This is a genomic window from Haemophilus sp. SZY H35, from assembly GCF_018829705.1.
In the GTDB taxonomy this organism is placed as follows: domain Bacteria; phylum Pseudomonadota; class Gammaproteobacteria; order Enterobacterales; family Pasteurellaceae; genus Haemophilus; species Haemophilus haemolyticus_K.
Window position 1 is genome coordinate 1 of sequence record NZ_JAHKJZ010000001.1, and the last position, 24,348, is coordinate 24,348.

The 24,348-nt window shown below is 38.3% G+C and carries 17 protein-coding genes; 11 read left to right on the forward strand and 6 right to left on the reverse strand.

Translation table 11 applies throughout. From position 1 onward, the window contains the following. A partial coding sequence (locus KP710_RS09375) for a YadA-like family protein (protein WP_288144770.1) occupies positions 1-4,596 on the forward strand: 4,596 nt, incomplete at its 5' end. A gap of 277 nt (positions 4,597-4,873) precedes the next feature. Continuing rightward, positions 4,874-5,962 (forward strand): 3-deoxy-7-phosphoheptulonate synthase AroG, encoded by a 1,089-nt coding sequence (gene aroG, locus KP710_RS00020; protein ID WP_252346342.1) that lies wholly within the window; start codon positions 4,874-4,876, stop codon positions 5,960-5,962. A 69-nt stretch (positions 5,963-6,031) separates the two neighbouring features. On the opposite strand, the gene KP710_RS00025 is transcribed toward aroG, so the two are convergent. Next, the gene (locus KP710_RS00025) at positions 6,032-6,472 is read right to left on the reverse strand and encodes a LexA family protein (RefSeq protein WP_048953553.1); all 441 of its coding nucleotides are present in this window, start codon (positions 6,470-6,472) and stop codon (positions 6,032-6,034) included. A gap of 287 nt (positions 6,473-6,759) precedes the next feature. Here KP710_RS00025 and sstT point away from each other — a divergent pair, with 287 nt between their 5' ends. The 3 genes from sstT (at position 6,760) to KP710_RS00040 (ending at position 9,317) form a co-directional block, all read left to right on the forward strand. Beyond that, complete coding sequence (gene sstT / locus KP710_RS00030) at positions 6,760-8,004, forward strand: serine/threonine transporter SstT (protein WP_048953555.1); 1,245 nt, start codon at positions 6,760-6,762, stop codon at positions 8,002-8,004. A 120-nt stretch (positions 8,005-8,124) separates the two neighbouring features. Further along, a complete protein-coding gene (locus KP710_RS00035) occupies positions 8,125-8,733 on the forward strand; it encodes an NAD(P)H-dependent oxidoreductase (RefSeq protein WP_048953556.1) in 609 nt (202 codons plus the stop codon). Beyond that, positions 8,733-9,317, forward strand: a complete 585-nt coding sequence (locus KP710_RS00040; RefSeq protein ID WP_140524330.1) for a TorD/DmsD family molecular chaperone — start codon at positions 8,733-8,735, stop codon at positions 9,315-9,317. The genes KP710_RS00035 and KP710_RS00040 overlap by 1 nt, the downstream gene beginning before the upstream one ends. Positions 9,318-9,334: 17 nt before the next feature. Here KP710_RS00040 and KP710_RS00045 read toward each other — a convergent pair whose 3' ends face one another. After that, entirely contained in the window at positions 9,335-9,889 is a 555-nt protein-coding gene (locus tag KP710_RS00045; protein ID WP_140524328.1) for an NAD(P)H nitroreductase, read from the reverse strand. Between the two features lie 97 nt (positions 9,890-9,986). On the opposite strand from KP710_RS00045, the gene sppA reads away from it, so the two are divergent. Further along, positions 9,987-11,840: a signal peptide peptidase SppA gene (gene sppA, locus KP710_RS00050; RefSeq protein WP_140524326.1), complete on the forward strand. Its 1,854-nt coding sequence runs from the start codon at positions 9,987-9,989 to the stop codon at positions 11,838-11,840. A 65-nt stretch (positions 11,841-11,905) separates the two neighbouring features. Here the strand turns inward: sppA and mnmC are convergent, their stop codons facing one another. Next, positions 11,906-13,918: a bifunctional tRNA (5-methylaminomethyl-2-thiouridine)(34)-methyltransferase MnmC2/FAD-dependent 5-carboxymethylaminomethyl-2-thiouridine(34) oxidoreductase MnmC1 gene (gene mnmC, locus KP710_RS00055; RefSeq protein ID WP_140524324.1), complete on the reverse strand. Its 2,013-nt coding sequence runs from the start codon at positions 13,916-13,918 to the stop codon at positions 11,906-11,908. A gap of 148 nt (positions 13,919-14,066) precedes the next feature. On the opposite strand from mnmC, the gene fabB reads away from it, so the two are divergent. Beyond that, positions 14,067-15,287 carry a beta-ketoacyl-ACP synthase I gene (gene fabB / locus KP710_RS00060; protein ID WP_048953564.1) on the forward strand — a complete coding sequence of 407 codons (1,221 nt, stop codon included), beginning with the start codon at positions 14,067-14,069 and terminating at the stop codon, positions 15,285-15,287. A 66-nt stretch (positions 15,288-15,353) separates the two neighbouring features. Here fabB and KP710_RS00065 read toward each other — a convergent pair whose 3' ends face one another. Further along, positions 15,354-15,617 (reverse strand): GrxA family glutaredoxin, encoded by a 264-nt coding sequence (locus KP710_RS00065; protein ID WP_005628952.1) that lies wholly within the window; start codon positions 15,615-15,617, stop codon positions 15,354-15,356. Between the two features lie 116 nt (positions 15,618-15,733). Here KP710_RS00065 and KP710_RS00070 point away from each other — a divergent pair, with 116 nt between their 5' ends. After that, positions 15,734-16,642, forward strand: coding sequence for a RimK family alpha-L-glutamate ligase (locus tag KP710_RS00070; RefSeq protein ID WP_048953566.1), 909 nt, complete (start codon positions 15,734-15,736; stop codon positions 16,640-16,642). Between the two features lie 55 nt (positions 16,643-16,697). Here the strand turns inward: KP710_RS00070 and hypF are convergent, their stop codons facing one another. Both hypF and KP710_RS00080 read right to left on the reverse strand, forming a co-directional pair. Beyond that, complete coding sequence (gene hypF / locus KP710_RS00075; protein WP_140524322.1) at positions 16,698-18,968, reverse strand: carbamoyltransferase HypF; 2,271 nt, start codon at positions 18,966-18,968, stop codon at positions 16,698-16,700. 85 nt (positions 18,969-19,053) lie between these two features. Next, positions 19,054-20,280 (reverse strand): ATP-binding protein, encoded by a 1,227-nt coding sequence (locus KP710_RS00080; protein ID WP_140524320.1) that lies wholly within the window; start codon positions 20,278-20,280, stop codon positions 19,054-19,056. A 429-nt stretch (positions 20,281-20,709) separates the two neighbouring features. Here KP710_RS00080 and KP710_RS00085 point away from each other — a divergent pair, with 429 nt between their 5' ends. The 3 genes from KP710_RS00085 to KP710_RS00095 are packed head-to-tail and all read left to right on the forward strand — an operon-like array spanning position 20,710 to position 24,345. Next, positions 20,710-21,309, forward strand: coding sequence for a 4Fe-4S dicluster domain-containing protein (locus tag KP710_RS00085; protein ID WP_046938549.1), 600 nt, complete (start codon positions 20,710-20,712; stop codon positions 21,307-21,309). A gap of 42 nt (positions 21,310-21,351) precedes the next feature. Continuing rightward, complete coding sequence (hyfB, locus tag KP710_RS00090) at positions 21,352-23,373, forward strand: hydrogenase 4 subunit B (RefSeq protein WP_215770821.1); 2,022 nt, start codon at positions 21,352-21,354, stop codon at positions 23,371-23,373. Between the two features lie 9 nt (positions 23,374-23,382). Then, entirely contained in the window at positions 23,383-24,345 is a 963-nt protein-coding gene (locus tag KP710_RS00095) for a respiratory chain complex I subunit 1 family protein (RefSeq protein ID WP_005631964.1), read from the forward strand. Positions 24,346-24,348: the final 3 nt, after the last annotated feature.

A 24,348-nucleotide genomic window follows, 5' to 3' on the forward strand; every position in this document is an offset into this window, starting at 1 on the left:
GTATCTGATGTGTTGAATGCAGGTTGGAATTTACAAAACAATGGTGAAGCGAAGGATTTTGTAAAACCTTATGACACTGTAAACTTTGTAGATGGCAAAGGCACTAAAGCAGTTGTTGAATCAGATAATGAAACCAGCAATGTAACGTTTAATGTTGATACTGTTGACATGACTTCAAACCCAAATGGTACAGTTGAGAACCCGATGGGTGGTAATGCTAAACAGTTATTAGACGATTTAGCTGCAGCGAAAAAAGCAGTGGCAGACAATCCTGATGATGAAGCAGCAAAAGCAAAACTTAAAGATGCGGAAGATGCTGTAAATAAAGCAGGTGGCAACAAAATTGCAACGGCACAAAACGTTGCTAACATGATTAACAACTCAGGCTTTACATTAAAAGCGGATAAAGTCGAAGGTGGTGAAAATACTACTGATGGTGATAATGCTAATAATGAAAAACTGACTGAAAAAGGTGAGTTAATCAAACCAGGTTCAACCGTAACGATGAAAGCGGGTAAAAACATGACCGTTAAGCATGAAGCAAACGGCAATATTACCTATGCAACAAAAGACGATGTTGAATTTAATACAGTAAAAGTTGGTAACAAAGAAGACGGCAAATCACCAGTTGAGTTTAAAACTGAAGCGGCTAAGCCAGCGACTAATAATGTTGCTGGAAAACAACCAACAACTGCGTTAAACGTGACTTCTGCTGATGGTAATCCTACACAAATTACAGGTGTAGCTTCATCATTAAATAAAGCGCCAGTAACAACTGCACCAAATGTTAATTTAGTTGACTTAAATTCTCCGAATGTGAATTCAAATGCTGCTGCGACAGTGGGTGATTTACAAAATATGGGTTGGGTTGTTTCAACTAAAGATGGCAATGGGTATATTGCTGATGTGAAGAACGCAAATCATGTTGATTTTAAAGCTGGTCCAGGTATTTCTGTAACAGGTAAAACAACTGACGATGGTATTCGCGAAATTACTATTGGTGTTAAAGATGGTGAAGTAGTTAAACCAAATCAATTTACAGCTAAAGTAAATGGAGTAGATACACCAGTAACCAAAGTAGGAGATGAATATTACAATACAGCTGATATCGATCCGAAAACAGGAAAAGCGAAAGATGGTGTAAACCCTGTTACCCCTGATGCAGGAACTACACCGACTAATGCCGGTGATGGCTATGTAACAGGTAATAAAGTAGCAACAGCGATTCAAAAATCTGGTTTTGTTGTAGGTAAGCAAAAAGAAACATTATCTGCTGCAGACTTCAAAGATGAAGATGAAAAAGTGAATCCTGATGATGAACTTCGTTTTGCAGATGGTAACAACACGAAAGTGAAGTTAGCAACGAAAGAGTCTATTGATAAAGATGGCAATAAAGTAACTACCACGACAGTAAAAGTGGATGTAACAGGCTTACCAGTTCAATATACTGATAAGAATGGCACACCAGTGACTAAAGTGGGTGATAAATACTTTACTGTTGATGATAAAGGTAATCCAACTACAACAGAAGTTGCTCCTGCGGATTTAACTACTAATATGGTTAATCCTGCAGCTGCACCTAATGAAATTGGTGCACCAACGACATTAGGTAATGTTAAATCTAATCTTCCATCTGTAAATGATGAAGATAGAACAGTTACCATGCCAGATGGAACTGTGGTTGATGCAGCACCGGAAAATGTGACTAAAGCACCAATGACAGCAGAAGAAGCAGCGGATATGGTAAAAAATGCAGGTAATAATGCCGCGACTGTATCTGATGTGTTGAATGCAGGTTGGAATTTACAAAACAATGGTGAAGCGAAGGATTTTGTAAAACCTTATGACACTGTAAACTTTGTAGATGGCAAAGGCACTAAAGCAGTTGTTGAATCAGATAATGAAACCAGCAATGTAACGTTTAATGTTGATACTGTTGACATGACTTCAAACCCAAATGGTACAGTTGAGAACCCGATGGGTGGTAATGCTAAACAGTTATTAGACGATTTAGCTGCAGCGAAAAAAGCAGTGGCAGACAATCCTGATGATGAAGCAGCAAAAGCAAAACTTAAAGATGCGGAAGATGCTGTAAATAAAGCAGGTGGCAACAAAATTGCAACGGCACAAAACGTTGCTAACATGATTAACAACTCAGGCTTTACATTAAAAGCGGATAAAGTCGAAGGTGGTGAAAATACTACTGATGGTGATAATGCTAATAATGAAAAACTGACTGAAAAAGGTGAGTTAATCAAACCAGGTTCAACCGTAACGATGAAAGCGGGTAAAAACATGACCGTTAAGCATGAAGCAAACGGCAATATTACCTATGCAACAAAAGACGATGTTGAATTTAATACAGTAAAAGTTGGTAACAAAGAAGACGGCAAATCACCAGTTGAGTTTAAAACTGAAGCGGCTAAGCCAGCGACTAATAATGTTGCTGGAAAACAACCAACAACTGCGTTAAACGTGACTTCTGCTGATGGTAATCCTACACAAATTACAGGTGTAGCTTCATCATTAAATAAAGCGCCAGTAACAACTGCACCAAATGTTAATTTAGTTGACTTAAATTCTCCGAATGTGAATTCAAATGCTGCTGCGACAGTGGGTGATTTACAAAATATGGGTTGGGTTGTTTCAACTAAAGATGGCAATGGGTATATTGCTGATGTGAAGAACGCAAATCATGTTGATTTTAAAGCTGGTCCAGGTATTTCTGTAACAGGTAAAACAACTGACGATGGTATTCGCGAAATTACTATTGGTGTTAAAGATGGTGAAGTAGTTAAACCAAATCAATTTACAGCTAAAGTAAATGGAGTAGATACACCAGTAACCAAAGTAGGAGATGAATATTACAATACAGCTGATATCGATCCGAAAACAGGAAAAGCGAAAGATGGTGTAAACCCTGTTACCCCTGATGCAGGAACTACACCGACTAATGCCGGTGATGGCTATGTAACAGGTAATAAAGTAGCAACAGCGATTCAAAAATCTGGTTTTGTTGTAGGTAAGCAAAAAGAAACATTATCTGCTGCAGACTTCAAAGATGAAGATGAAAAAGTGAATCCTGATGATGAACTTCGTTTTGCAGATGGTAACAACACGAAAGTGAAGTTAGCAACGAAAGAGTCTATTGATAAAGATGGCAATAAAGTAACTACCACGACAGTAAAAGTGGATGTAACAGGCTTACCAGTTCAATATACTGATAAGAATGGCACACCAGTGACTAAAGTGGGTGATAAATACTTTACTGTTGATGATAAAGGTAATCCAACTACAACAGAAGTTGCTCCTGCGGATTTAACTACTAATATGGTTAATCCTGCAGCTGCACCTAATGAAATTGGTGCACCAACGACATTAGGTAATGTTAAATCTAATCTTCCATCTGTAAATGATGAAGATAAGAATGCCAAAGATGTTGCGGGCAATCCGATTGCAGGTAAAGACAACAAGTCTGCGCCGATTACGGCAACTGAAGCAGCTGACTTGTTGAATCCTAAAACGGCAGATGGAAAAGCTAATCCTAAATTTGCGGGTAACAATGCGGCAACAGTATCAGATGTGTTGAATACGGGTTGGAATTTACAAAATAATGGTGAAGCGAAAGATTTCGTAAAACCTTATGACACTGTTAACTTTGTAGATGGCAAAGGTACCAAAGCAGTGGTAGAAACCACACCAAACGGTACAACAAGTAATGTGAAGTTTGACATTGATACAGGCAGCATCACTAATAATGCTGATGGTAGCGTTCAAGGCCCAGTTGTGACACCAGAAATGACTAAAGCATTAGAAGATGCGACAAATGCATTAAATAGCTTGCCACCGACGGCACCAGCTGCAGTTATTGATGCTGCTAAAAAAGCAGTTGCAGATGCGGCAAATAATATTGCAAATGTTGCAAATAAAGTGGCGACTGCACAAGATGTAGCAAATGCAATTAACAAGTCTGGCTTTACATTAAGCACTTCAGCAAATGGTGGAGAGAAAATTTCAGGTACACCAGAAATGATCAATCCAGGTAAGAAAGTTGAAATGGTTGCAGGCAAAAATATGACCGTGAAACAAGAGTCTAACGGTAAAGTGACTTACGCAACTGCTTCTAATGTAACCTTTGACAGTGTTCAGTTTGGTGATAAAGGGCCTAAGATCACTAATAAGGCTGGAAATATCAACGTAAGTGGTCCAGATGGTAAAACACCTACTAAAGTTACAGGTGTGGCTCCAGGTGAAATTTCAGCAACTTCTAAAGATGCTATAAATGGTAGCCAGTTATATGCTGTAGCTGCAGGTATTGGGCATAAACTTGGCGACTTGGATAACAAGATCAACAAAGTTGGAAAACGTGGTGATGCAGGTACTGCAAGTGCATTGGCAGCGGCGAATATTCCGCAGGCTTATACACCAGGTAAGAGCTTAGTTGGTATTGCAGCGGGTAGCTACCAAGGTCAAAATGGTCTTGCAGTAGGGATGTCTCGTATTTCTGATAATGGTAAGATCATCATCCGTTTATCTGGTACGGCAAATAGCCAAGGTAAAACTGGCGTTGCAGCTGGCGTAGGTTATCAATGGTAATTATCTGATAGCAAAAACATAATGAAAAAACACCGCAAAGTGCGGTGTTTTTTTATATCGGCTTTAAAAATATGCTTTAATTAACATTAAAAGAGGGGAAAATATGCCCGTTATTATGTCATACCATTTCACTTGCAATGCTTTATTAAAGATTGTTTAATAAGATTGTTCTCATAATAAGCTTAAAAAAACATAATGAACTAGTTTACTAGTACAAAAAATAAGTGTAGAGTAACAACATAATTAAACACAACATTTGAAAGCAAGAGAGTGATGTATGGCTAAAGAAAAAATTGAAATTGTCGTGGCAAACGATGATACGCGTATTGAGAAAGTCGATCAGGTTTTACCGCCCATTGCCTTATTAGAAAAATACCCCGCTAGTGAATATGCGGCTAAATTAGTAAAACAAACGCGTCATGAAGCACATAATATTATTCATGGTAAAGATGATCGTTTATTAGTGATTATTGGTCCTTGCTCTATTCATGATCCTAAAGCGGCAATTGAGTATGCAAACCGTTTAAAACCATTACGTGAAAAATATATAGATAGCCTTGAAATTATTATGCGTGTGTACTTTGAAAAACCACGTACAACGGTGGGCTGGAAAGGTTTAATTAACGATCCGTATTTAAATGATACTTATCGTTTAAATGATGGTTTACGCATTGCACGAAAATTACTTTCTGATATTAATGATTTAGGTGTGCCATCTGCTGGTGAATTTTTAGATATGATCACGCCACAATATGTTGCAGATTTTATGAGCTGGGGCGCAATTGGGGCGCGTACGACTGAATCACAAGTTCACCGTGAGTTAGCTTCAGGTTTATCTTGTGCTGTTGGGTTTAAAAATGCAACTAATGGGGGAGTGAAAGTCGCTTTAGATGCAATTGGCGCAGCAGAAGCCCCTCATTATTTCTTATCTGTAACCAAATTTGGTCATTCTGCGATTGTTTCTACAAAAGGGAATGAAGATTGCCATATTATTTTACGCGGCGGTGATAAAGGACCAAACTATAACGCTGAAGATGTGGCAAAAGTTTGTGCGGATATTGAGAAGTCTGGTCATATTCCACATGTTATGGTTGATTTCAGCCATGCAAATAGCTGTAAACAATTTAAAAAACAAATGGACGTTTGCCAAGATGTATGCAATCAGATTGCATCTGGTTCTAAACAAATCTTTGGCGTAATGGTGGAAAGTCATTTAGTGGAAGGCCGTCAAGATTTAGTTGATGGTAAAGCGCAGACTTATGGACAAAGTATTACAGATGCTTGCATTGGATGGGAAGATTCTGAAATTCTTCTTAAACAGCTTTCTGATGCGGTGATTGCTAGACGTAAAGTGAAGAGTAATTAATTGAAATATAATCTAGATACTAGATAGAAGTGCGGTTGATTTTCACCGCACTTTTTTATTCGCCTTTAACTACGCAGCCCATTTCATTTTATCGCGACGTTTCATTTGATGAATCGTATTGGTTACGGTGCCGACAATGGGTAAATTCGACCAATCTTTGGTATTTATATTTGGTGTAGTGGAATCCAATGCCATGAAAAGGTAATTGCCGCTATGCGCCATAAATTCATAGACATGAAATTCGTTATTTTCTTCTAGCACAACAAGATCACCTGAATAAAGATCGTCATTTTTTTCAACGACTAGCATATCTCCACTTTCAATCCCCCAAGCTAACATATTTGGATTGGTTACATGAATAAAACAGGTTTGCTTTGGACGTTTGATACAATAAAGATTCAAGTCTAGTTTTTTATTGAATTTAAGGCTGTCATCCATATCACTGAAAAAAGGCAGTGGATTATAAGAAAAATCCATTTCATATTGCGCAGTCAAAGTTTGGTTGTTCATTTTCTTATCTCCTGTTAAATAATATGGATAAATAACCTTTTACCTTGTTTTTTTGTACAGTTAAATTTTACTGGTGTTTCATACAGGGTGTCAATAGCTTAAATAAAAAATTTTTTTATCAGTATGTTTTTAGAAAATATCTAACAAATTTAGAAAAAAGTTCATTTATTGGATGACAAATAACAAAAAATATTTTCTTTCGATAAGAATTTACGCTATCTTTAATCTCCTCATAGGTGGATTGGCGACAATCTGAAGTTAAATTTATTAAAAAGAAAGATAAAAGTATGAACACATCTCGTTTATTTCGTCTGTTATTCCAGGGCAATTTAGTAAAAAGAATTGCAACTGGTTTAGTTCTAGGGATCATTATTGCGCTCGTTGGACCGGCACTTGAAGGTGCTTTAGGTTTTAATATTGCGGAAAAAGTAGGCGTTTTAGGTACCATCTTTGTTAAAGCATTGCGTGCTGTTGCGCCAATTTTGATTTTCTTCCTTGTTATGGCTGCGCTTGCAAACCGTAAGATTGGTACGAAAAGCAATATGAAAGAAATCATTGTGCTTTACCTTCTCGGTACATTCTTAGCAGCGATTGTTGCAGTTATTGCAGGTTTCGTATTCCCAACGGAAGTGGTTCTTGCAACGAAAGAAGATGCAAGCTCAGCGCCACAAGCTGTTGGCCAAGTTTTATTTACCCTTATTTTAAATGTGGTAGACAATCCATTAAATGCGATTTTCAAAGCAAACTTTATTGGTGTATTAGCATGGTCTATCGGTTTAGGTTTAGCGTTACGTCATGCATCTGATGCAACTAAAAACGTGTTATCTGATTTTGCAGAAGGTGTATCAAAAATTGTTCATGTCATTATTTCTTTTGCACCATTTGGTGTATTCGGTTTAGTGGCTGAAACCTTATCTGATAAAGGTTTAGTCGCATTAGGCGGTTATGCGCAGTTACTTGCAGTATTAATCGGTACAATGTTATTTACTGCTTTTGTTATTAACCCAGCATTAGTTTATTGGAAAATTCGTCGTAATCCGTACCCATTAGTATGGACTTGTGTACGCGAAAGTGGTGTAACCGCATTCTTTACACGTAGTTCTGCGGCAAATATTCCAGTGAATATTGAATTAGCAAAACGTTTAAACCTTGATGAAGAAACTTATTCTGTTTCTATTCCATTGGGTGCGAACATCAATATGGCGGGTGCTGCAATCACGATCACAATTTTAACGTTAGCTGCAGTACACACATTAGGTGTGGAAGTCTCTTTTGTTAGTGCGATTTTATTAAGTATCGTCGCTTCTCTTTGTGCTTGCGGTGCATCTGGCGTGGCGGGTGGTTCATTATTATTAATCCCATTAGCATGTAGTTTATTTGGTATTTCTGATGATGTAGCAGCACAAATGATCGGTGTTGGTTTCATTATCGGTATTTTACAAGACTCAACTGAAACCGCATTAAACTCATCAACTGACGTATTATTTACTGCGGCAGTATGTATGGAAGAAGAACGTAAAAATGCAGCATAATGATGATGCAAATAATAGAGCGGGCTATGCCCGCTTTTTTTATGTGATTTTATATGCAAAGTGCGGTCTATTTTGATAGACTTCTGCCACCTTTTATTTCCTTACAAGTAGATAAGAAAAATGAACCACTTAATTATTTTTGCTCATCCTAATTCAGCGCGTAGTTTTGGACGATCGATTGCCAATCGTATTGAGCAAATTAGTGAAGAAAATGGTGTAAATGTATTTTTTCGTGATCTTTATGAAATAAATTTTAATCCAATTTTATCTCATGAAGAATTGCAGAATGCTAACAAAGGTATTATTCCAGAAGATATTCAGCAAGAGCATGATTTTATTCTTCAAGCGGATTTAATTACGTTGGTTTATCCCCTTTGGTGGATGGGATTTCCATCAATTTTGAAAGGCTATTTAGATCGCGTATTAAGTCACGGTTTTGCCTATAAAACTGAAAACGGTGAATCAGTGGGATTACTCAAAAATAAGCAAATGCAGCAATTTATTACCATTGGTAGCAATCTCGATAAATATAGAGAATTTGGTGTGGATAAATCTCTCAACCATTGTTTAATTAATGGATTATTTAATTACTGTGGTATTGAAAATGTCGAGTTTGAATTATTCGGTGATATTCATTTAATTGATGATGAGGCGCGTAAAGCAATGATTGAACTTGCCGCTCAAAAAACAAAAGAAAAATTGACCGCACTTTTAAAGGAAAAAGCGTAATGTCTGAAAAACAAATTAATAATTTTTCATTAATTAGTCGATTATTCGGTAATCTTTTTTATCGTTCTCCTACCGATGAAGTACTTGCAGGCGCGTTTGCTTGGTTACAACAAAAAGGTTTGAGTCAAGTTTGGGCGTTAGATACTGATAAAGAAAGTGAATTAGCGCTGAATAGCCTACAAGCTAAAATTGATCTCGATTTATTGAACGAAGAGTATCAAAAATTATTTGGTACCAATGGTAAAGTTATGACCTCTATTTCAGCTTATGGCATTGATGTTGAAGAATTTATGAATTTTCGCCTTGTACGCAATATGTCAGAAGTGGAAAGTGCGGATCATTTTGCTTTATTATTGCTTACCGCCTCTTGGCTTGAAGATAATTTGGATTCTTTAGTGGCTCAGCAAGAATTCTTTGAAACCTTTTTATTGCCTTGTGCAGCGAAGTTTTTAACTCAAGTAGAAACGCAATCAACATTGCCTTTTTATCGTGCATTAGCCCTTCTTACACGAGAAATATTGGCAGCGATGGCGGATGAATTGGAAGAAGAGTTGGGCAATATCTTGCTTTCCTCTAAGTCTTGAGGAAAGCAAGGAATATTTTATAGATAGGTTACAAAATCTTTTGTATCGATAATTCGGCATTCACGTTCGGCTTTTTCCATGCCTGTGCCAATCATGACTAATGCAATTACACGATCCTGTTCACGACATCCGAAAGCTTCTCGTAATGCAGTGCCATTAACCCATTTCCCTGAAATCCAAACATTATCAAATCCTTGTGCTTGTGCAGCCAGTTGTAACCCATAAGTTGCACAACCTGCACTCAACATTTGTTCCCATCCAGGTACTTTAGCGATAGTTGGATCGATCTTTGCTATGACACCAATAACCATAGGTGCTCGATGTGCTAAATTTTCAGCTTTCTTTAATTTTTCTTCACCTAAATCAAATTCCACAACGGCTGCTTTAAGTAGCGTTTCTAATTTATTTAATCCATCATTTTCCATTACAACAAAATGATAAGGATGTAATTTTCCATGATCAGGTGCACGCATTGCTGCTTGAAAAATTTGTTCTAATTGTTCAGCATTGGGCGCTGGTGCGGTTAATTTTTTATTTGATTTTCTTGTGGTTAAGAGGGTAAGTGCATCCATTGTATTATTCTCTGTCAATAAAAGTGCGGTAGATTATAGCATAGTTTTTGACAAGGCTTTGTGATACGCTAGCGCAAATTTTTTAAAGGTAATTCGTATGTTTCGAGTATTAAAATTATGTTGGAAAGCGCTGTGTTTCATTCGTGATCTCGTGATGAATGTGGTGTTTCTAGGTTTTGTCCTATTGCTAATGGCGATTATTAGCTTTTCAAGTGGTGGAAAAAAATCTACAACATTAACAGAGGAAGGTGGCTTATTGCTAAATTTAGATGGTTATTTAGCGGATAATCGTGATGAAACACTTCGTTGGCAAGATGCGCTAAGTGAATTGAACGGTGAGTATGTACCAAGAAAAATTTCAACATTTGATGTTGTGTCAGCGATTGAGTATGCGCAACAGGATCCTCAAATTAAAGGATTAGTGCTCGATCTTAATCATTTTGAAGGAGCTGATTTACCTGCTTTAGATTTTATTGGTGCAACGATTAATCGCTTTAAAGAAAGTGGAAAACCTGTTATTGCTTATGCAGATAATTATACACAGGGGCAATATTATCTAGCCAGCTTTGCGAACGAGATTTATCTTAATACAATTGGTCAGGTGGATATACATGGGCTGTCGCAAGAGAATTTATATTTTAAAGATATGCTTGATAAATTGGCTGTGACACCACATATTTTCCGCGTAGGAACTTATAAATCAGCGGTAGAACCTTTTATGCGCAACGATATGTCAGTTGAGGCAAAAACGAATATGCAGCGCTGGTTAAATTTAATGTGGAATCACTATACCTCAATGGTAAGCGAAAATCGTCATATTAAATCAAATGAACTGTTGCCTGCGGCGAAACAATATTTAGCTGAATTGAAAACATTGAAAGGGGATTCGACACGCTATGCGCAAAAACGTGGTTTGGTGACCCATTTGACAACACGTTTTGATTTAGAGAAAAAATTAACTGCACTTTTTGGCAAAAATGCAGATGGGGAAGCTAATTTAGTCGCATTTGATGATTATTTAACACAATTCCCTGATCGTTTAACACCACAGGATAATTCGCCAAATAAAATTGCCGTAGTGAATGTGGAGGGCACGATTATTGATGGGGAAAGTGATGAAGAAAATGTCGGAGGAGATACCATTGCGCGTCTTTTACGAAAAGCTTATGACGATAAAGCTGTAAAAGCGGTGATTTTACGCGTTAATTCTCCAGGTGGAAGTGCATTCGCTTCGGAAATTATTCGACAAGAGGCTGAAAATTTACAGAAAATTGGTAAACCTGTTATCGTATCTATGGGAGCAATGGCCGCGTCGGGTGGTTATTGGATTTCATCTACTTCAGATTATATCATTGCCGATGCAAACACCATTACGGGTTCTATTGGTATTTTCGCGATGTTCCCGACTTTCGAAAATAGCATTAAGAAAATAGGCGTGAATGCTGATGGTGTGTCAACTACTGAATTAGCCAATACATCCGCTTTTTCTCCGTTAGCAAAACCTGTGCAAGATATTTATCAAACAGAAATTGAGCATGGTTATGACAGATTTTTGGAAATTGTCAGCAAAGGCCGTCAAATTTCAAAAACACAAGTAGATAAACTTGCTCAAGGTCAGGTTTGGTTAGGCAGTGATGCATTCCAAAATGGTTTAGTAGATGAGATTGGTTCTTTTAATGAAGCAATCAATAAAGCTGAACAATTAGTGAATCAACGTCAAGAAAAAGCAATGGAATCTTTTAGCGTAGAATGGTTGATAGATGATGATAGCAATAGTTTTGTAAAGACATTATTACACGATACGAAAAAAACAACGCAACGTGCTTTTGCTAGCTGGATAGGGATACCAGCTCCAATTCAAAAATTACAAAAGGAATTGAATGTATTAACTAAATTTAATGATCCTAAAGGACAATATTTGTATTGTTTGAATTGTGGAAGCGTGAAGTAAAATTTACGTTTATTATGTTAACAGCACAAGTTTAATACCTGTGCTGTTATTTTTTTGAAGTAAAATTATTCCACGATGCTTCCTTTCAACCACTTTCTCACCCAAGCTCGGTTAGCTGAAAGGTTATGTAATATAGCTTCGCTTATTGGTAATGGCTCGCCATAAATGATTGAAGCTAAGGTTTCACCTAATAGAGGGGCGGAGGTAAGCCCACGAGAACCTAAGGCTGCCGTTAAGAAAAGATTATTAAAATTGGCCGCACTTTGAATAGGTTGTTTACGACGGCGGAGGTTGAATAAATTGTAATAATCCGCTTGTTGCTGCTCAAAATGGGGCACGTTTCCCACCATTGGGGCAAGATCTCTTACAGAGCAGCGGATGCCTACCCGAGCGAGATTACCTGATGTATCCACATCTTGAGTCCAAGCTTGAGCGATATTTTGTTGGAGTTTTTGTTGATTTTCTTGTTGTTCTTGCTCGCTAAAATGGCGATCAACGTTATCACGAACATGGCTTGCTCCGATGCAATGTGAGGTTTTTAATTGATCGGCTGGGGTGAGATAACCATCATAACAAAGCACAGATTTCAGTTTGAGTAAGTTTTCTGATGTTGGAATTTGGCTGACTTGCCCGCGGATAGGATAGAGCGGTAGCTTTTCTGTTTGAACAAAATCAGTAATTTTATATCCATTCGCAAGAATGACGACTTCATGGCAGTATTTTTGACCTTGCGTATTTTCTAGTTCCCAACCATTTTCTTGTTGAGAAAGTGCGGTAATTTTTTGTGAGGTTTTAATGACAACACCCTGCTTTTCAAGAAATGAAAAGGCATTTTGAACAAATTGTCTTGGTGCAAGCCAAGCCCCTTGTTCAATCCAACCTCCTTCGCAATTAAGCGGTAATCCCACTTTTTTACTGAGTTGTTCAGCATTCAGCATTTGGAAGATTTCGTTCGGTAAACCAAGTTGAGAAATTTTTGTTAATTTAACCGCACTTTTTTCGTTGTAAGCACATAGTGCTACGCCACAAAATTCGTGTTCAAACGCTATGTTTTGTTCGATTGCCCAATCAAGTAATTGGCGACCGTAACTGAAAGCGTGCAGGTAAAAATCAACGGTGAGCCCATTATCATCGCTAAGTTGCGGATAAAATGCGCCTTGTTTATTGCCTGAGGCATTGAGTGCGAGCGCGTCATCCTCACAATAAATAGTGACTTTTGCCCCACGTTTTACTAAGGAAATAGCTGCACAAAGGGAAGCAACACCTCCGCCGATAATAGCGACATCTTGTTTTTCCATTTTCGCAGGCTGAGCGAGATACCAAGGTGTCGAAAGTTCGGTCGATTTTGATTCTATTTTTAGCCCACTTAAGCATTCTCGTTTCTTGCCGAAGCCTTTACGTTTTGTCACATTAAAGCCTGCGGATTCAAGTCCTTTTCTGACCGCACTTGCTGCGGTGAAGGTGGCAAAAGAACCATTGGGTTTCGTGAAACGAAACATCAGATTATAGAGATCATCATTCCACATTTCGGGATTTTTGCTTGGCGCAAAGCCATCTAAAAACCACGCATCAATACGTTCATTCATATAATCGCCAAGTTGTGGCAAGTTTTCTGATACATCACCAAACCATAAATCTAACGTTGTCTCTCCAAAATGAATACGATGGCAACCTAGAATCAATGAAGGCCAATAACGTTGCAAATGAACGCTTAAATCTTCAAACTGTGGATAGGCAAGGTGCGCTTGCGAAAGTGCGGTTATTTTTAGCGGATATTTTTCAAAGGAAATAAAATTAAGGCGTTTTAAAGGATGATTCTCGTGTTGCTGGCGAAATTCACGGAATAATTGGGTTACCGCAAAGAAATTTAATCCTGTACCAAATCCCGTTTCAGCGATGATAAAATTAGCTTCTTTGTGTGTTATCCAACGTTCCCAAAGTTGATTACCTTGTAGAAAAACATAATCTGTTTCTGCTAATCCATTTTCGTTAGAAAAATAGACATCATCGAATTGATCAGAGATGGGAATATGGTTTTGATTGAAGTGAATCTCAGCATGTTGGACGCTAAAAGTCATTTTTTATTCCTTCCTTGCCTAATGAAATTTGCATATAATAACGCGATTTTCTGAACTGGTCGAACAAATGAATTATTGCTTGAAATATTTTTATTTCGTAGTAATTTTGAGCCGTTATTTTTATATATAAAACAATAAGGAAGAAGCAATGAGAAGAGCTGTAATTACAGGCTTTGGGATTATTTCAAGTATCGGTAACAACAAAGAAGAAGTATTGGCTTCATTAAAAGCAGGGAAATCAGGTATTGAAGTTGTGCCTGAGTTTGTTGAAATGAATATGCGTAGCCATGTTGCCGGAACAATCAAATTAAACCCAAGCGAGCACATTGATCGTAAAGTGTTCCGTTTTATGGGTGATGCAGCAGCTTATGCTTATCTTTCTATGCGTGAAGCGATTGAAGATTCTGGCTTAACAGAAGATCAAGTTTCTAATGATCGTACCGGTTTAGTGATTGGTGCAGGTACGGGTTCTGCACATAATCAGTTAGTGGCGTGTGATGCAGCTCGTGGTCCTCGTGGTGTAAAAGCGATTGGTCCTTATGCGGTAACGAAAACCATGGCATCAAGTGTTTCAGCTTGTTTAGCTACACCTTATAAAATTCGTGGTGTGAACTATTCAATCAGTTCTGCTTGTGCAACTTCTGCGCATTGTATTGGTCATGCGGTTGAGTTAATTCAATTAGGCAAACAAGATGTGGTTTTTGCGGGTGGTGCGGAAGAATTATCTTGGGAATGTGCTACTGAGTTTGATGCGATGGGGGCTGTTTCAACTAAATATAATGAAACGCCAGAAAAAGCATCTCGTGCTTATGACGCAAACCGTGACGGTTTCGTGATTGCTGGTGGTGGTGCTGTTGTAGTGGTTGAAGAATTAGAACATGCACTTGCTCGTGGTGCAAAAATCTACGCTGAAATTGTCGGTTATGGTGCAACTTCTGATGGTTACGATATGGTGGCACCAAGTGGTGAAGGCGCTGAGCGTTGTATGAAACAAGCAATGGCAACTGTCGATACCCCAATTGATTACATCAACGTACACGGTACATCTACACCAGTAGGGGATGTGAAAGAATTAGGTGCAATCAAAAATGTGTTTGGCGATAAAATTCCAGCGATTTCTTCAACTAAATCAATGACTGGTCACTCTTTAGGTGCGGCGGGTGCACACGAAGCAATTTACACGTTATTAATGTTGGATAATGATTTTATTGCACCAAGTATTAATATCGAAACCTTAGATGAAGCTGCTGAAGGTTGCAATATCGTTACTGAGACGAAAGAAAATGCAGGATTACAAACTGTCATGTCAAATAGCTTTGGTTTTGGTGGTACGAATGCAACATTAATTTTTAAACGTTATAACGGTTAAAATTAACCTATGAAAAAAGCCACTTTCAATTGAACGTGGCTTTTTTGTATAAATTAAAAAGAAAAATTAAGCAACGATACCAAATTGTTCTTTCATTAATGCTTCAAAATCAGTGCAACCACCGATTGGTTTTTCATCAATAAAGATTTGTGGTACGGTTTCTACTGGTTTACCAACAGATTTTGATAAATCTTCTTTAGTAATGCCTTCTGCGTGAATATCCACATAACGATAGTCAAAATCAGCAACTTCGCCTTTTAATTTTTCAGCAAGGTTTTTTGCACGCACACAGTAAGGGCAGCCAGGACGACCAAAAATAACAACGAACATAATATTTCCTTTTTTGAGTTAAAAATTCTAGGCAATTCTACCTGATTTTTATCGTCTACATAAAGTGTTTTTATTCGTGTAATATACGGAACATCGTAGACAATGAGTTAAATATTATGAAATTACTAATGCTTTGCCGCGAACCTCGTCTTTACAGTTGCCAACGCTTAAAAGAAGCTGCGAAACACCAAGGGCATGAGATGGATATTTTAGATCCGAATCGTTGCTTATTAAAACTCTCACAAAATCCACCGCACTTTCAGATTTTTTATCAAGAAAATTCCGAGTCGAAACCTTATTTATTGCCTGATTATGATGCCATTTTGCCTCGATTTGGCACAACGAGTACGCAAATGGGATGTGCAGTCTTACAGCATTTTGAAGGCAAAGGGGCTTTTTGTTTAAATTCATCTCAGGCATTTTTAAATGCGCGTGATAAATGGAAAAGTTTGCAAGTGTTGTTGAATGCAGGTGTTCGAGTTCCCAATTCACTTTTAAGCGGCGGTGAAGTGTTGGCTCAGGCGACGGTATCTCATATCAGTTCACCGACAATTTTAAAAACGCTAAATGGTTCACAAGGAATTGGGGTAATTTTGGCTGAAAAACCACAAAGTGCGGTGAGCATTATGGAAGCTTTTAAGCAAAGCAATATATCTATGTTGCAGCAAGATTTTATCGAAGAAGCGGGCAATGCGGATATTCGTTGTTTTGTGATTGGTGATCAAGTTGTGGCAACGATGCAGAGAATTGGACAAGATGGTGAGTTTCGGGCAAATTGTCATCGTGGCGGAAAAACCGAAAAAATTACCCTAAGCGATGACGAGAAACAGATAGCCATTAGAGCAACAAAAGCTATCGGTTTAGATGTAGCTGGTGTGGATTTAATTCATTCAAAAAATGGATTATTGGTTTTAGAAGTGAATGCAAGCCCAGGCTTAGAAATGATTGAAAAAACAAGCGGGATTGATATTGCCACTCAGATAATTGTTTATGTCGAAACGGCTATAAGCTGTCATGTGAAATAGTATTACTGCTATATTTGATAATAAAAGCGCGTGTTAGTATTCCACGCGTTTTTTATTAGTCAGATAAATTTGCGACTATCATTGCTTGCCCTAAACTCAACCCGCCATCGCCCATAGGGTATTGATGGGCACTTAACACATTAAATTCTGCTAAATTTTCTTTTAATAGTTTGCGTAAGAGTTGATTATGCATCACGCCACCAGAAAGTACGATAGTTTTACAATGATGATATAGTGCTTGTTTCCGTGCTAATTCTGAAAAGCCTTGTGCTAAGGCATAATGGAAAGCAAAGGCTTTATTAGCTTTAGATGTGTCGTAAGCAAGCCAGCTTTGCCAGAAAGTTGATAAATCTAATTGATTATCTTTAATTGCCATTTTAACGGGAATATTCATCGTGCTTTTGTTTTCTTTAATAAAATCAGATTGTGTAGCAAGCGCTTCTAAATGGCAAGCTGCCTCTCCTTCCCAAGAGAGTTTAGTCTCTGTAATCCCTAAACCATAGGCGACCGCATCAAATAATCTTCCTGCTGATGAGATGAGAGGTGAGTTAAGTTTTCGTTGAATGGCGTTGGTAAGGGGCTCCCAAGGTAAATGAGAGCAAGTTTTTGTTGCAAATGTTTGCCAATGAGGAACAAATTGTTGTAAATGGGCGATCCAATTACGCCAAGGTTGAGTTGCTGCAAGATCACCGCCAGGTAACGCCACGGCAGGTAATCCACCAAGATGTTGGCAAGTTTCTCCCTCTACAAGCAAACATTCTCCGCCCCAAAGTTGTCCATTCGCGCCCATACCAATACCGTCTAATGCGATGCCAATAACTTTTTCCTTGCAATGATGTTCGGCTAATACGGCTGTAATATGTGCATGATGATGTAAGACAGTGACATAAGGAATAGAAAATTTTTTTGCCAGATTTTTGCCTACTTTTGATGAAAAGTAGCCAGTATGAGCATCAATCGCAATTAAATCTGGTTTAAATTGATAAATTTGACAAAATAAATCAATGTTATTTTCTAATTGTTGTTGTATCAGTTCATTCGCTGTGTCTCCAATATGTTGGCTGACAATGGCTTTATTTTGTTTGAGTAGGCAAAAGGTATTTTTAAGATCGGAACCCAATGCCAAAATATTTTTTTCAGTTTGGGTATTTAGGACGATTTCATCGGGTACATATCCTCTTGCTCTACGTAAGGTTTCCACACCGTCAAAGGCTACGCGAACTAAACTATCATCTGCGCGTTGTAAAATATCACGATTATGGCAAAGATAGAAATCAGCCAAATGACTTAATTTTTTTACCGCACCTTGGTTATCTAGTACGGGCGGTTCTCCACTCGGATTGGCAGACGTCATTACAAGTGGTTGATTTATCTCTCGTAAAAGTAAATGTTGTAATGGATTACTTGGTAACATAATGCCGATTTCATTTAGATTGGGTGCAATATTTTCTGCTAAATTCGGCACTTTATATTTATTTAATAAGACTATTGGTGCAGCTGTGCTAGTGAGTAATTTAATTTCAGCTGGCGTTAGGTTTTGTAGAAAATCTAAACTAGGCACCATTACGGCAAGTGGCTTGCTAGGTCGATGTTTACGTTCACGTAATAATTGAACGGTATGAAAAGCTTGTGCATCACAGGCTAAATGGAAACCTCCAATGCCTTTTATCGCAATAATTTTACCTTTTTTGAGTAAATCAGCAGTTTGTTTTAGCGCATTTTCATGCATTGAAAGTTGTTGATATTGATTTTGTAACCAAATGTGTGGTCCACAAACGTTACAAGCGTTAGGTTGGGCATGAAAACGACGATCTGCGGGATTTTTGTATTCATGCTCACAATCAGGGCAAAATGGAAAATCAGACATAGATGTATTTTTACGATCGTAAGGGATTTTTTTTATGATCGTAAAACGTGGGCCACAGTGAGTACAATTTGTAAAAGGGTAGTGATAGCGACGATTTTGAGTGTCAAACAAATCAGCGATACAAGCAGAACAGGTTGCTGCATCAGGTACAATTTGTGTATCCATGTCATTATTTTCACTTTCACGGATAACAAATTCTGAAAAGTGCGGTAAATCCTCCCAATATTTTTCTTGCTGTTGGATATCCGTAATTAATGCTAAAGGAGGAAGTTTTGTCTGTAAGTCCTGTAGAAACGCAGTAAGACTCTTTTCCTCTGGTTCGATAAAACGGATGAGTACGCCTTGGCCATCATTATTGACATCGCCTTTTAATCCATATTCATTGGCTATAAGCCATACAAACGGGCGAAATCCCACGCCTTGTACTTTTCCTTTTATACGTAATTCGATTCCTTTCATCATTTTTCCTGATGTGATATTGAGTGTATTTATAGTAACTTGAAATAGAAAAGTGAAATCTGATCTTTGTCAAAATTTGTTATTTTTAAATCCACCACACTGGCAATGCCACCAAATCTTCTGCAAGCCATAATTTTTGCGGATATTGATTAATAATCACGCCGTTCCCTATTTGGATTTCATCGGGCGGGAGATTATCTTTCAAAATACCAAAAGCTTTTGTCATTTTCTTGTTGGGGCTGGCAGTAGTCTTAATTTCGATGGGGTAGAGTGTGCGATTATGTTCAATCAAAAGATCGATTTCTTTTTGATTGGTATCGCGATAAAAATAAATAGGTGGCTCAATGCCGTTATTGTAGAAAGATTTAATGACTTCACTTACTACAAAAGTCTCAAAAAATTGACCGCTCTTTGCCCCTTGTTGAATAGTTTCCGGTGTCAACCATTTAGTTAACCAAGCCATTAAACCAGTATCCATCATATAAACTTTCGGTGTTTTGATTGCACGTTTTAGATGATTATTGTGATACGGCTGAAGCAGATAAATGATGCCTGATGTTTCGAGAATTGTCGTCCAGCGTTTAATGGTATCAACGGAAACACCAACTTCTTGCGCAACATTGCTGTAATTTAGTAATTCACCACTTCGTGCGGCGATAGCGATCATAAATCGCGTGAAATCAGTGATGTTGGTGATATTGGTGAGTGTGTGTACGTCTCGTTCAATATAGGTAGAAACATAGGATGCATAATAAATATCCCAGCTGGTTTCTTGTTGATATAGGCGTGGCATATAGCCTCGATGAATAATTTGCCAAATATTTTCTACAGGTTTAATAAGTCTTTCGCGCGTGTTGAGATAATCCATATTAGGCAGAAAAGGCGAATAAAACACCACTTCTTGAATTTCACGCAGAGAAAATCCTTGTAATTTTAATACTGCAATACGACCCGCTAAGGTTTCGGTAACATTTTGCATCAGTTGAAAAGCTTGTGATCCGGAGAGCAAAAAGAGCCCATTGATTTTTTGTTTATCAATGGCAAGTTTTAAACTGGAAAATAATTCAGGCGCATATTGTACTTCATCAAGGATTAATTTGCCTTGATGGTTGAGCATAAATAAGGTGGGGTCGTTACGTGCTTGAGCGAGCAAGATAGGATCATCAAAGGTAATATATTGATGTTCTTTGCTGATATGCTGTAACAACGTGGATTTTCCTACTTGGCGTGGGCCAGTAATGAGAATTGCTGGAAATTGTTTTATCAAAGTTTGCAATAAAGGTTGTATTTGACGTGAATAAAAATCTGACATGATAAAAATTAAGTTTAATTTAAGATTACATAGTAAATTAAACTAAAAAATAGATAAGAAGTAAAGATAAAATTAGTTTAATTTAAGATTGTGTAGCAAATTAAACTTAAAATTGCCGCACTTTCATATTTAAGTATCGACCTAAATGAAACATTATCAACAGCATTTTAACATTCCATTAATAATTATAACGCTAATTAATTCAATTGCTTACAATCATAACCTATGGAAATAAGAGTCAATCTCAATAATTATTTTACGCATTAAAAAATCGAAAAAATTTATGATCTCAGTCAATAAAACAATTGTTTTACTCTAGTCTGGGTAACTCCGAAGGAGTATCCTTATTTCCAGAGTGGTTATTGGACGTTTGGGTGTAATGCCCTCCACTTACTTTCTGTTTCTATCTATTATAATTTGGGGGAAAATATGAACCGTTTTGTTATAGGTGATCCGAAAGATTGCATTGGATGCAATACCTGTATGGCTGCTTGCAGCGAAGTACACAAAGCTTTTGGATTACAATCCTTTCCGCGGTTACAAGTAATGCGCAACGACGATATTACTGTGCCGATCTTATGTCGTCATTGTGATGATTCACCTTGTGCTACAGTATGTCCTGTGCACGCGATAAAGCATGATAATGACACCATTCAACTCAATGAAAGTTTATGCATTGGCTGTAAACTTTGTGCTATCGCTTGTCCATTTGGGGCGATTACACAGCATGGTAGCGCACCATTAGATGCACCAAACCATTATGACAGTTTTTCTTTCACTGATGCGGTAAAACGTGATATTCGCACTGCACCGAATAATACCGATGTTCACAATATGCTTGCATGGGAACCAGGTGTAAAAGCCATTGCGGTGAAATGCGACCTTTGCTATTTCCGTGAAGAAGGTCCTGCTTGTATGCAAACTTGCCCAACAAAAACTTTATTCTTAATTAGTGATGAGAGTATCGAACAAGCAAATCGCAAAAAACGCGAAATGGCAATGATGGGTTCTCCTGTCGTGCCAAGATAAAAATTTATTGTTTGTTTACTCGTTAATCAATGGAGTGAAATTATGAGTTCTTCAATCAGTTTACTCATCACGTCCTTGTTGATTTATGTCATTGGTGCGTTTATTTCTCTCGCTGTGCGAAAAAATGAACAACTTTCAATCAATATATCCGGCGTGACCGGTGTACTTGGTGGCTTGTTAGGCATTGTTGCCTGCATTCCCGTGCTTATCAGCAACGATACGGTCGTTGATGTGTTTTCAACCCCTTTTGACTTCGCCCAATTTTCAATCCGTATTGACGGATTAGCTTCGTTTATGGTGTGTGTCATTTCTTTAATGGTTATTATCACCGCACTTTATTCCTTTTCCTATGTGAAAGAATACATTGGCAAAGGCGCTGGCACGATGGGTTTCTTTATGAATTTGTTTATCGCCTCAATGGTTGCGTTAGTCACCAGCGATAACGCTTTCTACTTTTTAGTGTTTTTTGAAATGATGTCTTTGGCATCTTACTTCTTAGTACTGACTGAACAAGACGACAACGCAACCAATGCGGGCTTGTTGTATTTCTTCATTGCTCACGCTGGTTCTGTGTTGATTATGATCGCTTTCTTTATTTTCTATTGCTACGCAGGTAGCTTTGAATTTGAAGGCTTCCGTCACACCGAGCTTTCAATGCCTTTAGCCTTTACGGTATTTATTTTGGCATTTCTTGGTTTCGGTGCAAAAGCAGGGATGATTCCATTGCATAGCTGGTTACCAAAAGCTCACCCTGCTGCACCTTCTCATGCTTCTGCAATGATGTCTGGTGTGATGGTTAAAATCGGTATCTTTGGGATTATCAAAGTTGGTATTGATCTACTTGGCGCACACAATATGTGGTTTGGTGTGATTGTGCTTGCTTTTGGCGCAGTTTCTTCTGTGCTTGGCGTACTTTATGCCTTAGCAGAACATGACATCAAAAAACTTTTGGCGTATCACACCGTAGAAAACATCGGCATTATTATGATGGGTGTAGGTGTCGGTATGATTGGTATGGCAATCCATAATCCTGTACTTGCTATTGTCGGTTTACTTGGCGGTTTATATCACTTACTTAACCATGCGATATTCAAAGGCTTATTGTTCTTGGGTGCGGGTTCTGTGATGTACCGTTTACATTCAAAAGATATGGATTTAATGGGCGGACTTGGCAAACTAATGCCATTTACTGCTTTCTGTTTCTTGATTGGTACCATGGCAATTTCTGCATTACCTCCGTTTAATGGTTTTGTGAGTGAATGGTTTACTTATCAATCTTTATTCAGCCTAAGCCAACACAATGATGTGGTATTACGCATTGCAGGCCCTGTTGCAATCATTATGCTTGCTTTAACTGGTGCACTTGCCGCACTTTGTTTCGTGAAAGTGTATGGTATTAGCTTTGGTGGTGCACCTCGCAGCGAAAAAGCAGCACATGCACGAGAAGTGCCAAAACCAATGGTAATTGCGATGGCAATCTTGGCATTATTCTGCGTGCTTTTAGGCGTGGGCGCATCTGTTGTTACTCCAATAATTGCCAATATTGCAACCGCACTTTCTCATAATGACATGCTTAATTTAGCAGAAAATGGCGTAGTGGTAGCAAGCAATACACCGAATACTGCACTTTCTACACCAATGGTGAGCATTATGTTGATTGCATTCTTTGTGTTGCCGTTTATGTATTACGCTTACACCAAAGGCAATCGTATGGCAGATCGTGCAAAAGGCAATCCTTGGGCTTGTGGTTATGCTTACGAAATGGATATGGCAGCATCTGCGGGTAGTTTTACTCGTCCGCTTCGTATTATCTTCAAACCACTTTATACCTTGCGTCAAGTGCTTGATCCTGCGCCTGCTGGTGCAAAAGGTATCAATGCATTAATTTCAGGTGCAACCAAAACAGAACCATTCTGGGAAGAAAAAGTAACAATGCCGATTGCGCATTTTATCCCATGGTTAGGTCGTAAAATTCAATGGCTACAACAAGGCGACTTCCGCGTTTATTGCGTGTACTTCGTGATTGCCTTGGTTGTGTTATTACTTTCCATTGCGTTGATGTAGGAGGAAATTATGATTTCATTACCTTCAGAAATTTCCACTTCCGCTGGAATGTTCCTTTTAGCCATTGTGCAAGCGTTAATTCTTCTCGCTTTAGCACCGCTCTTTTCAGGCATTTCACGGATGATTCGGGCTCGTATTCAATCTCGTCGTGGCCCGGGCTTGTTACAAGATTATCGCGACATTGCAAAATTAATGACGCGTCAAAATATTTGGCCAGATAATGCGGGTTGGGTATCCCGTGTTATGCCTTATGTGTTAATTAGCACAGTCATGGTGGTTGCGATGAGTTTACCCATGTTTACTCATCACTCACCGTTTGGGGCAGGCAGTGATTTAATCACCGTTATTTATTTGTTCGCATTATTCCGCTTTTTCTTCTCAATTGCGGGTTTGGATTCTAACAGTACGTTCTCAAGTTTAGGTGCAAGCCGTGAAGTGACATTAGGCGTACTTGTTGAACCAATCTTAATGTTGGCATTCATTGTGATCGCTTTAATTGCAGGTTCTACAAATTTTGCAGTGATTAGCACCGCACTTTCTAGCCAACCTTGGCAATATCCTGTTGCAACAGTAATTGCCTTAGTTGCCGCTGCTTTTGCGATCTTTATTGAAATGGGCAAAATTCCATTTGACTTGGCTGAAGCGGAACAAGAACTTCAAGAAGGCCCACTTACTGAATATTCAGGCCCGTCTTTCGCCTTATTGAAAGTCGGTTTGAGTTTAAAATCAATGGTGGTTGCCTCTATCTTTGTGAGCGTGCTTTTCCCATTCGGTGCAGCACAAGAGTTCACGGTAAGTGCGGTCATTTTAGGCATCGTTTCTTTCTTTGTGAAATTGCTCGTGGTATTTATCGCCGCATGTGTGTTTGAAAACACATTGGCTCGTACCCGTTTTATGCTAACAGGACGTTTAACTGTGGTCGGTTTCGGCATTTCAGTGTTGGCGTTTGTGTTTTACTTCACAGGATTGTAAGGA